The sequence below is a fragment of the Herbaspirillum rubrisubalbicans genome (assembly GCF_003719195.1).
In the GTDB taxonomy this organism is placed as follows: Bacteria; Pseudomonadota; Gammaproteobacteria; order Burkholderiales; family Burkholderiaceae_D; genus Herbaspirillum; species Herbaspirillum rubrisubalbicans.
Genome location: NZ_CP024996.1, coordinates 4,707,459 through 4,720,638, shown reverse-complemented (window position 1 = coordinate 4,720,638; position 13,180 = coordinate 4,707,459). Strand labels below are relative to the sequence as shown.

Here is a 13,180-nt window from a genome sequence, read left to right as displayed (position 1 = left end):
ACAAGACATGCGCCGGACTGGCGCATGTCGTTCCCGGCCAGGTAGCCCTGGCTCCAGGCCCTAGATATCCAGCACCAGCACGTCAGAGGTGCTGCGGGATACGCAGGGCATGAACCATTTTCCGCAAGCCTTTTCCTCAGCACTCAATACGCTATCTCTATGATCGGGCTGGCCTTGCCGGACCGCGACCTTGCAAGTCCCGCAAACACCGACCTCGCATGAACAGGCAAGGTCGATGCCTGCCTCCTGCAGACTAGCCAGCGCGCTCTGGCCAGCAGGTACCGTAATTTCCCTGCCATCGTTGATGCGGATCATGAATGGCGTATCGGTGCCTGCTGCGCTTGCGGCGGCGGGCTGGAAGGATTCCTGATGGAAGTGGTCCGCTCCATAACGCGCCGAGGCTAGTTCGCCTACCGCCACCATGAAGGCCGGCGGACCGCAGGTATAGACCTGTGCCTGGGCATGTGCTGCCATCACTTCCGCGATGCCGGTACGGGTAGCTACCTCATCCAGACCACAGAAAATCCTGGTATGGATTGCCAGCGGTCCCTCGTGAAGCTCCTTGCGCAGGGGGAGCATGGATTCGTCTCGGGAAAAACAGGTCAGCGTGAATGCACGGCCATCGGCCAGCAAGGCATAGGCCATTGCCAGCAGTGGCGTGATTCCGATGCCGCCAGCTAGCAACAGGTGAGGGCCCGGCGCATCCGTCAATCCGAAAGCACTGCGCGGAATGCCTGCCTGCAGAGGTGTGCCCGGATGCGCATGTTCATGCAGCCAGGAGGAACCGCCACGCGAATTGGTCTCGCGCTTGACGGCAATGCGATAGTTCTCGCCCGAGGGATTGCGACAACACAGCGAATACTGGCGCACCAGCCCGTTGCCGAGCGTGAGGTCGATGTGGGCTCCAGCTTTGTAGGTCGGTAGAGGACTGCCGTCGGCACTCTTGAGGAGGAAGACGCGGATGTCCGCCGTGTCCTGGGTAATGGAGTCGATGATGACGTTCATGGGAGAGGAGCGGCCGCCGTGGAGATGGGCCGCGAGGATGCGTTGGGAAGGTGGGCAGCATGGCACCTGCCCCGGCGCAATGCTGCATGTGGCACCGGACGTTCAGGCCGCTTGCCGTGGCGTGGAGATCAGTTGGTCGATGATGCGCCGCGCACGATTGGCCCCGGCATCGACGTGGATGTCCACCATGTCGCGGCCGGCAAACTGCTGCATGTTGCGGTATTGCGCTTCGATGATGATGCGGTCTTCCTCGAAGGTGGCTGCTGTTTGTTGGTAGACGTCCTCCAGGTTGTCGGGCATGTCCGGGTGGCTGGAGCAGGCCATGGTCCAGAAATAGTGGGAGCTGTGCTCGGTTTCCGGGGTGATGCCGTGGAAGCCCCGCATATGGAAGCCACCGCGCGCCGGATTGTCCACCGACTCGCTGCCGGCATCTACGGCGCCGGTGAAGATGTTGAGGTGGCTGACATGGAAGTCGATTTCCTGCCAGCGGTCAATACGTTCCCGGAAGGGCCAGGCGGCGGTATAGGTCGCTGGCGGCAGCGAATTGAGCATGTGCCGCACGACCCGCACGTGCTGGCCTTCACTGCTTACGCGCGTAGGGGCTTCCATGTGCGTCTTGGCGTTGCCGCCGATGGTCTTGCTATGCACATAGCCGACGTGGCTGAGGTCCAGCAGATTATCGTGGATTAACTGATAGGGCGCCTCATAATGGAAGACACCCCCCTTGAAGCGATAGCGCGGATCGTCATGCGCCGCAATCTCGGGCGGGGTGGCAGGCGTGGGCAGATCCTGCTGCTCGCCCATCCAGATCCAGATCACCTGATTGCGCACTGCCACCGGGAAGGATTTGACGCAGGCCTTGGCCGGCACCCTGGCTTGACCGGGGATTTCCAGGCACTGACCACCAGGGGCGAACAGCAGACCGTGGTAGCCGCAGCGCAATCCCTGCTCTTCGACGGTGCCGCACGAGAGCGGCAGACTACGGTGACAGCAGCGGTCTTCCAGCGCCGCTACCTCACCCGTGCCGGTGCGAAACAGCACCACTGGCTGGCTGAGTAGCGTGCGGGCCAGCGGGCGCTCCTGCAACTCCCAGGAAAAACCAGCCACATACCATTGATTCAATACAAACATGATGGACTCCTGTTCAGGGGAAATGGACTGCAATTCATGGCTTGCCGGCCGCGACGGTGAGCTTGGCCGGATCCTTCACGGCTTCGTAGCGATCGATTTCGGTGGCGACGTACTTGCCCTCCTTCTTGTCGATGCGGCGGATGTAGATGTTCTGCACGATGTCACGCGTAGCCGGGTCGATGCTGATGGTGCCGCGCGGGCTGGCGGCGCTGTAGGAGCTGGCCGCGCTGATGAAACGGCCTGCGTCTGCGCTGCCGCCGGTCTTGCCGAGCGAGGCCGCAATCAGGTTCATCGCGTCATAGGCTGACACCGCCAGGAAATTGGGTTGGAAGCGTCCGCCCACGGTCTGCGAGAAAGCCTGCAGGAAGCGTGCATTGTCGGCACCGGGGCGCGAATAGTCGTAGAAGCCGGCGGTGTAGATGCCCAGCATGGCGTCGCCCCCCATTGCCAGCACATCTTCATCGGCCCACCCCTCGCCGCCGAGGAAGCGGATGCCTGCCTTGTCCAGCCCCTTCTCCTTGAAACCCTTGATGAAGGCCACCATCGGCTGGCCGTTGGGCAGGAAAACATGAATGGCGTCCGGCTTCTCATCCTTGATGCGTTGCAGGTAGGCGCTATAGTCCACCGTATTGAGCGGCACACGCACGCTGGCCACCACATTGCCCCCCAGGGTTGTGAAGCTCTTGTTGAACCAGGCTTCGGCATCCAGTCCCGGTGCATAGTCGGAGACGATAGAAAACACCCGGCGCGAGCCGGTCTTGTAGGCCCACTCGGCCAGTGGCTTGACCGACTGTGCGATGGTGTAGGAGGTACGCGTGATGTAACGTGATTTCTCGGTCACGCCCGAGGCGGCCGCATTCATCACGACCATCGGTTTGCTGGCCTTGTCGGCAACAGCGGCCGCAGCGATGGCGTTGGGCGTGAAGATGAAGCCGGCCAGGATGTCCACATTCTCGCGCACCAGCAGTTCGGTGGCCAGGCGTTTTGCCACCTCGGCCTGCGGGCCGGTATCGTCCTTGTAGATCACTTCCAGTTTCTTGCCGGCCACCGTGCCGCCGTTCTGGCGCAGCCAGGTCTCGATGCCTGCTTTCATCTGCTCTCCGCTCTGGGCGGCTGGCCCGGTGAGGGAGGTGATCACGCCGATACGGATGCGATCATTCGGGCCACTGGCGCCGCTGGGCGCGACGATACACGCCAGGCCCAGCGCGAGCGCGGCCCCGGCAAGCTTCTTGAGTTGCATGTTGTCTCCTCTGTTGGATAGGCCGAACCCAGTCCGGCACTGCTGCCTTGTGGTTGATATGGGATGGCAGTCAGTTGGAGGAAATCATACCGAGGACAAATTATTTGAAAATAGAATTTTCTGCATAATGTTTATGCGATTTTCGAATTATGTCGATGCCGCGGCAGTGCGTGCCTGTGTCATGCTGGTCATCCAACTTCACGGAGCAACCATGAGTTCGTTCGACTTGAATCTTTTGCCCATTGCCCTGACGGTCTTTGATGAGCGTAGTGTCAGTGGCGCAGCGCGCCGGTTGGGGATGAGTCAGCCGGCGGTCAGCGTGGCACTCAACAAGCTGCGGTACGCCCTGGGCGATCCCTTGTTCGTGCGCACGGCACGCGGTATGGAGCCCACGCCGCGCGCTCTGGCGCTGATCTCGCCCACGCGTGACATCCTGCAGCGTGTCCATACGGATGTACTTGCCAGCGAGAGCTTCAATCCCGGCACGACCGAACGCCGTTTCACGCTGGCTCTGTCCGATATCGGCGAGATGACCTTCCTACCCAAGCTGCTCGACCATCTGCGGCAGGCCGCACCGCGCGCTTCGCTACTCTCGGTGACCATGCCGCCGCCGGAACTGGCGGCGGCACTCGAAAGCGGGGAGGTGGACTTGGCGGTCGGCTTCTTCCCGGATCTGAAGAACCGCAACTTCTTCCAGCAGCGCTTGTTCTCGCATGATTTCATCTGCCTGCTCAGCGCCAGCCATCCGCATCGTTCCAGACGCATCAGCATCGATAAATTCCTGAGCATGGGCCACGCAGTGATCAAGGCCGAGGGACGCAGCCAGGAAGTATTTGAGCAGTTCTTGCTACGCCGCAAGATCGAGCGGCGCATCGTCATCTCGACACCGCACTTCATGTCGATTCCCTTTCTCATTGCCTCTTCCGACCTCATTGCTACGGTACCGCGTGCGGTGGGCGAATCATTTGCCCAGTTTGCCGACATCAAGCTGGTGGAGCCGCCATTCGAGATTCCTTCCTTTGACCTTAAGCAGCACTGGCATCGCAAATATCATAAAGATGGCGGCAACGTCTGGTTGCGATCAGTACTGGCGCGGATGTTTTCCGGCTGAGGCAGGTGTTCCGATTCAGCCGATGGCGTCGGTATCGGGAGTCGGCCGGGTCAAGGGCGCGCGGCTGTGTGGGTTGTTTTCATGCACCAGCTTGTCCAGCAGCAGCATGAACTGTTGCTGCTCGGCTTCCTCCAGCGGCGCCAGGATGCGCTTGCGCAGGCGTTGCAGGCCGGGGATCAGTTCCTGCAGCAAGCGCTCGCCCTCCGGCGTGATGCGTAGCGCCCGTTGGCGACGGTTGTGCGGGATCACTTCGCGCACCAGCAAGCCCTTTTCCTCCAGTCGCGCGCAGACCGTGGCGCCGGTGGAGGTATCGATGGCCACCAGGCCGGCCAGCCGCACCTGGTCGATGCCCGGGTGATTGGAGAGCATCCGCAAGATGGCGTATTGCACCGGGGTAATGACACCACCGATTTCGTCATGGAAGATCGACACTGAAATCTGCTGGGCCCGTCGCAACAGGTGGCCGGGGTGTTCGTAGAGGTCGATCAACTGGCTTTCGTCGGTGCTGTGCGGGGTGGTGGACATGGTCGATACGGTTGGGCGGCAAACCGGCAGTGTAAGGTCCGTCAGGTTTTGCCTCAATGAATTGATGCAACGCGCAATGAAAAAACTCCGCCAGCGCGTTTACTTGCGCGGCAGATTGACGGATACTTTTCCATACATTCAGTGTACTGAATATTAAAACAAAAAAATGTGAGACCCGGCAGGATCTGGATCAACAGAACTGCGGAAACCAACAAGCTGGAGCAAGCCCATCAATTGGATGGCACAGACCGCGCAGGGCCTGTGCCGATTGAGGAATTCACCCAAGAGGAGACCGTCATGTTCCCCAAGAATGCCTGGTACGTCGCCTGCACTCCCGACGAAATCGAAAGCAAGCCCCTCGGTCGCCAGATCTGCGGCGAGAAGATCGTGTTCTATCGTGGTGCCGAAGGCAAAGTGGCCGCCGTCGAGGATTTCTGCCCGCATCGCGGCGCGCCCCTGTCGCTGGGCTTCGTGCGTGAAGGCCAGTTGGTATGTGGCTACCACGGCCTGGAGATGGGGTGCGACGGCCACACCCGCAACATGCCCGGCCAACGCGTGCGCGGTTTTCCCTGCATCCGCAGCTTCCCGGTGGTGGAGCGCTACGGCTTCATCTGGGTCTGGCCGGGTGAGAAGGAACAGGCCGACCCGGCCCGGATCCATCACCTGGAATGGGCCGACAACCCGGAGTGGGCCTATGGTGGCGGCCTCTATCACATCAATTGCGATTACCGCCTGATGATCGACAACCTGATGGACCTGACCCACGAAACCTACGTCCATGCCTCCAGCATCGGCCAGAAGGAAATCGACGAAGCCCCAGTCAACACCCGCGTGGAGGGTGAGCAGGTCATCACCAGCCGCTTCATGGAGAACATCATGCCGCCGCCGTTCTGGCGCATGGCCTTGCGCGGCAATGGCCTGGCCGATGAGGTGCCGGTGGACCGCTGGCAGATCTGCCGCTTCTCGCCGCCCAGCCATGTGATGATCGAGGTCGGTGTCGCCCATGCCGGCAAGGGCGGCTACGAGGCGCCCCCCGAATACAAGGCCTCCAGCATCGTGGTCGATTTCATCACCCCCGAAACCGAGACTTCGCACTGGTACTTCTGGGGCATGGCGCGTCATTTCCGTCCCGACGACAAGGAGCTCACCGCCACCATCCGCGAAGGCCAGGGCAAGATCTTCGGCGAAGACCGCGAGATGCTGGAGTTGCAGCAGGCCAATCTGCTGAAGTATCCCGAGCGTCGCCTGTTGGCCCTGAACATCGATGCCGGTGGCGTGCAGTCGCGCAAGGTGCTGGACAAGTGGCTGGCCCGCGAAGCCGAGGCCGGCAAGGCTGCGGCAGCCTGAGGAGCGAGCATGACGACATTGCAGGTCAAGGTCGCGGCACGCCGCGAAGAAGCGCAAGACATCGTTGCACTGGAACTGGTCGCGGCCGATGGCCAGCCCTTGCCGCCCTTCACCGCCGGTGCCCATATCGACGTGCATCTGCCGGGCGGCCTGGTGCGCCAGTATTCGCTGTGCAATGCCCCGCATGAACAGCATCGCTACCAGATCGGCGTGCTGCGCGATGCCAATTCGCGCGGCGGTTCGGTGGCCGTGCATGAGGCACTGCAGGTGGGCGAGCTCATCACCATCAGCGCCCCGCGCAACCAGTTCGCCTTGCACAGCGCCCGTCACAGCCTGTTGCTGGCCGGCGGCATCGGCATCACGCCCATCCTGTGCATGGCCGAGGCACTGGCCGCAGAAGGTGCTTCCTTCGAGATGCATTACTGCGCCCGTTCGCCGGCGCGCCAAGCTTTCCGCGAGCGCATCGCCGCCTCCGGTTTTGCCGATCACGTGGTGCATCACTATGACGATGGCGCGGCGGCGCAGAAGCTCGACCTGGCTGCACTGCTGGCCAGGGTCGATCCCGCCACCCATCTCTACGTCTGCGGCCCCACCGGCTTCATTGCCCATGTGGTGGACACCGCGCGTGCGCGTGGCTGGCCGGATTCACAGGTGCATTACGAGTACTTCGGCGCGGCTCCGGTCAATGTCGATGGCAATGGCGCCTTCGAGGTCAAGCTGGCCAGCAGTGGCCAGGTCTACACCATCCCGCCCGAGCGCACCGTGATCCAGGTGCTGGTCGAGCATGGGGTGGATGTGCCGGTGTCCTGCGAGCAGGGCATCTGCGGCACTTGTCTCACGCGGGTGCTGGAGGGCGAGCCCGATCATCGCGATCAATACCTGACCGATGAGGAAAGAGCCGCCAATGACCAGTTCACGCCCTGCTGTTCGCGCGCCAGGAGTCCCATGCTGGTGCTGGACCTGTAATGCTGTTTGTCGTTCGCGGTAAATCATTTACATAAAACAGAACGAGAGGAGACATGATGAGCGAGATGATCAATACGCACCGCCGCCACCTGATGCTGGCCGGCAGCGCCCTGGCCGCGGGCGCGCTGCCGCTACTGGCCCGCGCTGCCGATGCCGTGAAGGTGGGGCTGATCGTGCCGATGTCGGGGCCGTTTGCCTCCACCGGCCGGCAGATCGAAGCGGCGGTGAAGCTGTACCAGCAAAAGTATGGTGAGAGCGTGGCCGGGCGCAAGGTGGAAATCCTTCTGAAGGATGATGGCGGCGTCTCCCCGGACGTGACCAAGCGTCTGGCGCAGGAACTGGTGGCGCGCGACAAGGCGCAGGTGTTGATGGGCTTTGGCCTGACGCCCCTGGCGCTGGCCGCAGCGCCCATTGCCACGCAAGCCAAGGTGCCGATGATCGTCACGGCGGCGGCGACCTCGATCATCCCGCAGCGTTCACCCTTCATCGTGCGGACCGGTTTTACGCTGGCGCAGGTGACGGCGCCGCTGGCATCCTGGGCCGCCAAGAACGGAATCAAGAGTGTAGTGACGTTTGTTTCCGATTATGGGCCTGGGCTGGATGCTGAGAAGGTGTTCGTGAAGAATTTTTCCGAGGCCGGCGGCAAGGTGATGGAGAGTGTGCGGGTGCCTTTGCGCAATCCCGACTATGCGCCGTTCCTGCAGCGGGTCAAGGATGCCAAGCCGGAGGCGCTGTTCGTCTTCGTGCCATCGGGCGAGGGGGCGGCGGTGTTGAAGCAGTTCACCGAGCGTGGCCTGGGGGCGGCGGGGATTCGCCTGATCTGTACCGGGGATGTGTTGGATGATGATCTGATGGCCGGCATTGGTGCGGCGGCCAAGGATGTGGTGAGCAGTCATCATTATTCGGCGGCGCATCCTTCTGCAGCCAACAAGGAGTATGTGGAGAGCATTGCCAAGGCCAATAAGGGGATGCGGGCCAATTTCCATTCGGTCGGGGCGTATGACGGGATGCATCTGCTGTATGAGTCGTTGAAGAAGACCGGCGGGGATGCGGATGGGGGCAAGCTGCTGGCGGTGATGAAGGGGATGAGCTGGGAGAGTGTGCGGGGGCCGGTGACTATCGACGCGGCCACGCGCGATATCGTGCAGACGGTCTATATGCGCAAGGCGGAGTTGCGGGGCACTGAGTTCTATAACGTGGAGTTTGATCAGGTGGTCAATGTGCGGGATCCTGGGGTTTGATGTTTTTGGTTTGGGTAGTTTGCACGGAATTTTTTTCTGCGCTCTAGCTTAATGGTGTCCTCTCTTCGGTCGGGAGGACCCGCTGGGGGTGCAGTAGCGGACAGCCTTGGCGGCTCGCCTTCGGCCTAGCGCTGTCTCCTACTCGCCTTCGGCGTCGGTGCCAATGCTCATACAGAACTGGCGATGTGCTCCCGCAGCCACTGATGCGCCGGGTCGCGATGAACCCGTTCATGCCAGAGCATGAACATCTCGAAGCCGGGGACTTCGATAGGTGCTTCCACTACTTTCAGTACGGCATTACCGCGCACCAGCCGCGACGGCAGCATCGCCACCAGGTCGGTGTTGGCTAGCACTGCGGTGAGAAACAGGAAGTGCGGCACCGATAGGGCGACCTTGCGCGTCATGCCCATTTCCGCCAGCACGGTATCGGTCACGCCGTGAAATCCTCCGCCATCCGTGGAGACGATGACATGCTCCAGCTTGCAGAACTGCGCCAGCGTCGGGCGTCGCTTCAACTGCGGATGCCCGGCACGTCCGGCAAGTACGTAGCGTTCCGTGAACAGTGGCAGGCGGCGTAGTTCCGGTGGCGCTTCGGTGGCGGTGAGAAAGGCCAAGTCGATTTCTCCCTGTTCCGCCTTTCTCGCCACCAGAGAGGGCGTAGTCTGGATCACGGCGAGGCGGGTCGCGGGCGCGGCCTTGCGCAGCGTGTCCAGGGCCGGCATCAGGATCGTGTACTCGCTGTAGTCGAATGCCGCAGCGCGCCAGGTCTGTTGAGATTGGGCGGGGTCGAAGGCAGTCGAGGGTGTCACGGCTTGTGCCAGAGCGGCCAAGGCTTGTTGCAGCGGTTCGCGCAGTTCTTCGGCGCGGGCCGTGGTGCGCATACCGCGTGGACCGGGCAGCAACAAGGGGTCACCGAAGAAGTCCCGCAACCGGGCCAGTTGCAGGCTGACGGTCGGTTGCGCCAGGTGCAGGCGCTCGGCGGCGCGGGTCACGTTGTGTTCGATCAGCAAGGCATCGAGTGTCACCAGAAGATTGAGGTCAAGTCGCCGCAGTGGATTGTCCATGGAAATACCTGGAATTGTGGAAATCAATTTCCAATATATCTCAGACAGGCCTATCGTGTGCTCACTGATTGACTGACTTACTGATGGAGCACCAGTTCATGAACGTTCTTCTTGTCTATGCCCACCCCGAACCGCGCTCGCTCAATGGTTCGCTCAAGGATTTCACTGTCCAGCGCTTGCAGCGGGCAGGCCATGTCGTCCAGGTATCCGATCTTTATGCCATGCAGTGGAAGGCTGCGCTGGATGCGGGAGATAACACCGCATCGCAGCCGGGCGCACGCCTGGATGTCTCCCGCAACTCCAGGCAGGCGTTCGAGAACGGCACTCAAAGCGCCGACATTGCACGCGAGCAGGAAAAGCTGCGCTGGGCCGACACGGTCATCCTGCAATTTCCACTGTGGTGGTTCTCGTTGCCGGCCATCCTCAAGGGATGGGTTGAGCGGGTGTATGCCTATGGTCTCGCCTACGGCGTTGGCGAGCATTCCGATACGCACTGGGGGGATCGTTATGGAGAAGGCAGGTTTGCCGGAAAGCGGGCGATGCTGGTGGTCACCACCGGCGGCTGGGAATCGCATTACGCGCCGCGCGGTATCAATGGCCCGATCGATGACATCCTGTTCCCGATCCAGCATGGCATCCTGTTCTATCCAGGATTTGAGGTACTGCCGCCGCATGTGATCTACCGCACCAGCAAGATCGATGAGGCCGGATTCGTAAAGGTCTGCGAGGCGCTGGGGCAGCGGCTGGACGCGCTCGCCACGACCGCGCCGATCCCTTTCCGCAAGCAGAACGCAGGCGACTATGAAATACCCGCGCTGACCTTGCGCCCGGAGATCGAACCAGGCCGAGAGGGCTTGGGTATTCATCTCCTGCGCGGCTAGGGCCCAAAGGATGTCAGCGCATGGCAAGTCGGCTCGGCACTGGAGAAATCACTCTCCTTGCAAGGCCTGTTCGATATTCTCGCGCGCCGCTTGTTCGTAACGTTGAAAGAACCTGTCCGTATTGAAAATCCTTGGGCGATGCAGGAAAGCTTGCAGTATCTTTTTACGTTCCTGCTTAAAGAGCGGCAGCGGGACGTATTGATATTCGGCGCGAATCTGCCGCTCGTATTCCTGAAAGCGCGCCGCCGGCGCTGCGAGGATGGAAAGATCTACATCCACCAGGATGGTGGCATCCACGTCCGCCTTTGCATCGTGCTGCCGCGTGGCCATGATCAGCGCATGTACGCGTCGCGCCGTTTCTTCCGTTGCGCCCGCTTCTTGCAGGCAGGTGGTTGCCTGCGCTGCACTGCGTTCTTCATTGTCATGGCGCCGGACATCGTAGATGAGGTCATGAAACCACAGCGCTAATTCAACTTCTCCGGGATGGTGTGATTCCGCACGCAGCTCTTCCCATTTCCCGAAGCATTCTTCGAGATGCTGAAGTGTGTGGTAGTGGCGATGGGGTTGGCTGTAATGCTCGATGATCGCATCAAACCATTGCGCATCCGGGCAGGGAAGGCCCAGCGTGCGCCAGGTCGATTGCCATTGTTCGTGTGTCAGGGGCATGGTGGCTTACTCATCCGGTCGAATAAAAGGTCAGCCTTGCGCAAACCGACCGATTGCGATACATTGTATCTCAATCAGTCTCAAAGGGAGTTCGTCATGGCTGCTAACACCACTATGATTCACGTTCGTGTGGACGAGAACGTCAAGGCACAGGCTGCGGAAACGCTGGCCGCTATGGGCCTGACCGTCTCCGATGCGATCCGGGTGTTTCTGACCCGTGTCGTCGCTGACAAGGAACTGCCGTTCGCGCTTAAAGCACCGAACGCCAGTAGCCGCGTCGCCATCGCCGAGGCCAACGAGATGATCAAGAATCGTCGCGCCCGCTTCGCAACCACTGACGCTCTGCTCGATGACCTCGAAGAAGCCAGCCGCAAGTAAGCGGGCGAACCTACCCCGCGCGTCGGATTACACCAAGGTTTTCCTCAAAGACTGGCAGCGCCTGTCTCACTCCGGTCGCTACGACATGAACCGGCTGAAAGAGGCCATGACGTTGCTGATCGCCAACGACGGGCCGCTGCCGCCTGAATGGCTCGATCACTCGCTTACGGGTGATTGGGCAGGGCATCGTGAGTGCCACATCGGCGGCGATTTTCTGCTGATCTACACGCTGGAAGACTCGGGCAAGAGTGGCCTGGTCGTTTTCGTGCGCAGTGGGACTCACTCCGAGCTATTCTCGTGAGTCCGCATCCGCGCTTCGGCCTTCAACTGAACGGCAACGCCGGTATGTCTTCAAAGCCCCTCAATAAACCCGCAAACCAACTCAGCAAACGCCCCCGGCTGCTCCACCGCACTGATATGCGAAGCTCCGGCAATCACCTCCAGCCGTGCCCCGGCGATCCCCTCTACCAACACCTGCGCCATGGAAACCGGCGTGCCCTGATCCAGCTCCCCCGCAATCACCAGCGCCGGCAGCTTGATCTCCCCCAGTCGTGCAGCCGTATCCACGGTGCCCACCGCATGACAGCAACCCACATACCCCACCGCATCGGTAGCGACCAGACGATGACGATAACGCGCCACCGTCGCCGCTTGCGCCGCTCGGAAGTCCTCATGGAAATAGCGCCCCATCACCGCATCGGCAATCGCCTCGATACCTTCGGCGCGCACCGTCGCGATGCGCTGCTGCCAGGCTTCACGCGCTGCCTGTGGATAGCCTGAAGTGGTATTGGCCAACACCAGCGCGCGCACCAGCGCCGGATGCCGCAACGCCAGCTCCTGCCCCACCATGCCGCCCATCGACAAGCCCACCCACACCACCGGCCCGCTATCGAGCTCACGCAACAGGCGCGCTGCATCGTCGGCCAGATCGGCCATGCTGTAGAGACCATCGACTTTCTCAGAACTGCCATGCCCGCGATGGTCATAGGTGATCACCCGGCAATCGGCCGCCAGCAGGTTGGCCAGGCCATCCCACATCATCAGGTCCGTGCCCAGGGCGTGCGACAGCACCACCGTATGACGCGGCGCCTTGCCATTGCGCGGCTCGCGCAGCGTGTAATGCAGCGCCGGTGAAGACGCGGTACGCCCTTCCCGCCCCACGCCGGGATGCACGCTGTCGGTGGGTGCCTGGGGCGCCACCACGTAACCGATCTGCTCGCCTACTTCGCGCAGGATCTTCTGGGCATGGGTGAAGGCCGTATTGCCGGCCGGTACGCCGGCATAGACGGCGGCCTGGATCATCACTTCCTTCAGTTCATCCGGCGTCAACCGGGTGGCGGCGTCCCCGGTCAAGGCGGCGCGCACATGCAGTTCGAATTCTTCCCAGCGCCCCAGGGCGATGGTGATGGCCAGCACGATGATGCGGCGGGTCTTGTGTTCCAGGCCGGGGCGACCCCAGATCTCGTGCCAGGCGAAACGGGTGATCAGGTTCTGGAAGTCGGCGTTGAAGTTGGTGGCATTGGCCACCGACCGGTCCACCCATTGGTCGCCCAGCACACTGCGGCGGTTGCGCATTCCACGTTCGAAATCATGGTCCAGCGGATCGTAGCTCATGGGGTTCTCTC

The 13,180-nt window shown here is 61.6% G+C and carries 14 protein-coding genes; 7 read left to right on the top strand and 7 right to left on the bottom strand.

Features of this window, described 5'->3' with window-relative positions:
• Positions 1-60: 60 nt before the first annotated feature.
• From RC54_RS20980 to RC54_RS20970, 3 genes are all read right to left on the bottom strand, one after another.
• Complete coding sequence (locus tag RC54_RS20980; RefSeq protein ID WP_061789985.1) at positions 61-1,005, bottom strand: PDR/VanB family oxidoreductase; 945 nt, start codon at positions 1,003-1,005, stop codon at positions 61-63.
• 102 nt (positions 1,006-1,107) lie between these two features.
• The gene (locus RC54_RS20975) at positions 1,108-2,136 is read right to left on the bottom strand and encodes an aromatic ring-hydroxylating oxygenase subunit alpha (protein ID WP_061789986.1); all 1,029 of its coding nucleotides are present in this window, start codon (positions 2,134-2,136) and stop codon (positions 1,108-1,110) included.
• A 34-nt stretch (positions 2,137-2,170) separates the two neighbouring features.
• The gene (locus RC54_RS20970; RefSeq protein ID WP_058896771.1) at positions 2,171-3,376 is read right to left on the bottom strand and encodes an ABC transporter substrate-binding protein; all 1,206 of its coding nucleotides are present in this window, start codon (positions 3,374-3,376) and stop codon (positions 2,171-2,173) included.
• A 211-nt stretch (positions 3,377-3,587) separates the two neighbouring features.
• On the opposite strand from RC54_RS20970, the gene RC54_RS20965 reads away from it, so the two are divergent.
• Positions 3,588-4,487 carry a LysR family transcriptional regulator gene (locus tag RC54_RS20965; protein WP_061790006.1) on the top strand — a complete coding sequence of 300 codons (900 nt, stop codon included), beginning with the start codon at positions 3,588-3,590 and terminating at the stop codon, positions 4,485-4,487.
• Between the two features lie 15 nt (positions 4,488-4,502).
• On the opposite strand, the gene RC54_RS20960 is transcribed toward RC54_RS20965, so the two are convergent.
• Positions 4,503-5,012, bottom strand: coding sequence for a MarR family winged helix-turn-helix transcriptional regulator (locus tag RC54_RS20960; protein WP_058896770.1), 510 nt, complete (start codon positions 5,010-5,012; stop codon positions 4,503-4,505).
• A 297-nt stretch (positions 5,013-5,309) separates the two neighbouring features.
• Here RC54_RS20960 and RC54_RS20955 point away from each other — a divergent pair, with 297 nt between their 5' ends.
• The 3 genes from RC54_RS20955 to RC54_RS20945 are packed head-to-tail and all read left to right on the top strand — an operon-like array spanning position 5,310 to position 8,566.
• Positions 5,310-6,359: an aromatic ring-hydroxylating oxygenase subunit alpha gene (locus RC54_RS20955; RefSeq protein ID WP_061789987.1), complete on the top strand. Its 1,050-nt coding sequence runs from the start codon at positions 5,310-5,312 to the stop codon at positions 6,357-6,359.
• Between the two features lie 9 nt (positions 6,360-6,368).
• Entirely contained in the window at positions 6,369-7,325 is a 957-nt protein-coding gene (locus RC54_RS20950) for a PDR/VanB family oxidoreductase (protein ID WP_061789988.1), read from the top strand.
• A 53-nt stretch (positions 7,326-7,378) separates the two neighbouring features.
• Positions 7,379-8,566 (top strand): ABC transporter substrate-binding protein, encoded by a 1,188-nt coding sequence (locus tag RC54_RS20945; RefSeq protein ID WP_058896767.1) that lies wholly within the window; start codon positions 7,379-7,381, stop codon positions 8,564-8,566.
• Between the two features lie 167 nt (positions 8,567-8,733).
• On the opposite strand, the gene RC54_RS20940 is transcribed toward RC54_RS20945, so the two are convergent.
• Positions 8,734-9,630 carry a LysR family transcriptional regulator gene (locus RC54_RS20940; protein WP_061789989.1) on the bottom strand — a complete coding sequence of 299 codons (897 nt, stop codon included), beginning with the start codon at positions 9,628-9,630 and terminating at the stop codon, positions 8,734-8,736.
• A gap of 98 nt (positions 9,631-9,728) precedes the next feature.
• Here RC54_RS20940 and RC54_RS20935 point away from each other — a divergent pair, with 98 nt between their 5' ends.
• Positions 9,729-10,511, top strand: a complete 783-nt coding sequence (locus tag RC54_RS20935; RefSeq protein ID WP_174526115.1) for an NAD(P)H-dependent oxidoreductase — start codon at positions 9,729-9,731, stop codon at positions 10,509-10,511.
• A gap of 48 nt (positions 10,512-10,559) precedes the next feature.
• Here the strand turns inward: RC54_RS20935 and RC54_RS20930 are convergent, their stop codons facing one another.
• The gene (locus tag RC54_RS20930) at positions 10,560-11,177 is read right to left on the bottom strand and encodes an HD domain-containing protein (protein WP_061789991.1); all 618 of its coding nucleotides are present in this window, start codon (positions 11,175-11,177) and stop codon (positions 10,560-10,562) included.
• Positions 11,178-11,273: 96 nt separating this feature from the next.
• On the opposite strand from RC54_RS20930, the gene RC54_RS20925 reads away from it, so the two are divergent.
• Positions 11,274-11,555, top strand: coding sequence for a type II toxin-antitoxin system RelB/DinJ family antitoxin (locus RC54_RS20925; protein ID WP_058897655.1), 282 nt, complete (start codon positions 11,274-11,276; stop codon positions 11,553-11,555).
• Positions 11,527-11,856 carry a type II toxin-antitoxin system YafQ family toxin gene (locus tag RC54_RS20920; RefSeq protein ID WP_058896763.1) on the top strand — a complete coding sequence of 110 codons (330 nt, stop codon included), beginning with the start codon at positions 11,527-11,529 and terminating at the stop codon, positions 11,854-11,856. The genes RC54_RS20925 and RC54_RS20920 overlap by 29 nt, the downstream gene beginning before the upstream one ends.
• Before the next feature lie 50 nt (positions 11,857-11,906).
• Here RC54_RS20920 and pcaCD read toward each other — a convergent pair whose 3' ends face one another.
• Complete coding sequence (pcaCD, locus tag RC54_RS20915) at positions 11,907-13,169, bottom strand: bifunctional 4-carboxymuconolactone decarboxylase/3-oxoadipate enol-lactonase PcaCD (protein WP_061789992.1); 1,263 nt, start codon at positions 13,167-13,169, stop codon at positions 11,907-11,909.
• Positions 13,170-13,180: the final 11 nt, after the last annotated feature.

Coding starts and splice junctions, on each gene's coding strand:
- RC54_RS20980 (WP_061789985.1), bottom strand. CDS start 1,005: ATGAACGTCATCATCGACTCCATTACCCAGGACACGGCGGACATCCGC.
- RC54_RS20975 (WP_061789986.1), bottom strand. CDS start 2,136: ATGTTTGTATTGAATCAATGGTATGTGGCTGGTTTTTCCTGGGAGTTG.
- RC54_RS20970 (WP_058896771.1), bottom strand. CDS start 3,376: ATGCAACTCAAGAAGCTTGCCGGGGCCGCGCTCGCGCTGGGCCTGGCG.
- RC54_RS20965 (WP_061790006.1), top strand. CDS start 3,588: ATGAGTTCGTTCGACTTGAATCTTTTGCCCATTGCCCTGACGGTCTTT.
- RC54_RS20960 (WP_058896770.1), bottom strand. CDS start 5,012: ATGTCCACCACCCCGCACAGCACCGACGAAAGCCAGTTGATCGACCTC.
- RC54_RS20955 (WP_061789987.1), top strand. CDS start 5,310: ATGTTCCCCAAGAATGCCTGGTACGTCGCCTGCACTCCCGACGAAATC.
- RC54_RS20950 (WP_061789988.1), top strand. CDS start 6,369: ATGACGACATTGCAGGTCAAGGTCGCGGCACGCCGCGAAGAAGCGCAA.
- RC54_RS20945 (WP_058896767.1), top strand. CDS start 7,379: ATGATGAGCGAGATGATCAATACGCACCGCCGCCACCTGATGCTGGCC.
- RC54_RS20940 (WP_061789989.1), bottom strand. CDS start 9,630: ATGGACAATCCACTGCGGCGACTTGACCTCAATCTTCTGGTGACACTC.
- RC54_RS20935 (WP_174526115.1), top strand. CDS start 9,729: ATGAACGTTCTTCTTGTCTATGCCCACCCCGAACCGCGCTCGCTCAAT.
- RC54_RS20930 (WP_061789991.1), bottom strand. CDS start 11,177: ATGCCCCTGACACACGAACAATGGCAATCGACCTGGCGCACGCTGGGC.
- RC54_RS20925 (WP_058897655.1), top strand. CDS start 11,274: ATGGCTGCTAACACCACTATGATTCACGTTCGTGTGGACGAGAACGTC.
- RC54_RS20920 (WP_058896763.1), top strand. CDS start 11,527: ATGACCTCGAAGAAGCCAGCCGCAAGTAAGCGGGCGAACCTACCCCGC.
- pcaCD (WP_061789992.1), bottom strand. CDS start 13,169: ATGAGCTACGATCCGCTGGACCATGATTTCGAACGTGGAATGCGCAAC.